The organism is Methanosarcina spelaei, assembly GCF_002287235.1.
Classification (GTDB): Archaea; Halobacteriota; Methanosarcinia; order Methanosarcinales; family Methanosarcinaceae; genus Methanosarcina; species Methanosarcina spelaei.
The window spans coordinates 1-347 of the sequence record NZ_LMVP01000438.1; the positions used below are offsets into that span (position 1 = coordinate 1).

Genomic DNA, 347 nt, shown 5'->3' on the forward strand with positions numbered 1-347 from the left:
CACTCCTCAAAACGGAAAACTTACGGAAAAGGTGAGGTTTACATGGCAAAGAAAGCTAAGTTATCAGAAATGACAGACATGTTCAAGGATGTTGACATACTCTCCCTTGAAGGTGTAACTATAGAAGGGGACATTGAGATTGAACTCGATGGACTTGGAGGCGGCTTTGACCCGATGCTTGCTGCTATCCTCGGTCAGGAGAATGCAGTACTTGCACAGCACTTCGCAAGACTTGCTGGTATATTCGGTGTCCCTGTAGGCTTTGGTGCCCCCGCAGCTGGTGCTCCTGCCACTGCTCCTGGAATTTCCCCTGCTCTTGCAGCCCCTAAATTTAAGGATCTCATTCC

At 48.7% G+C, this 347-nt stretch carries 1 pseudogene; it reads left to right on the forward strand.

The features are described from left to right. Positions 1-42: 42 nt before the first annotated feature. Positions 43-347: pseudogene (locus ASJ81_RS15985) on the forward strand (CO dehydrogenase/acetyl-CoA synthase subunit delta); the annotation flags it as partial.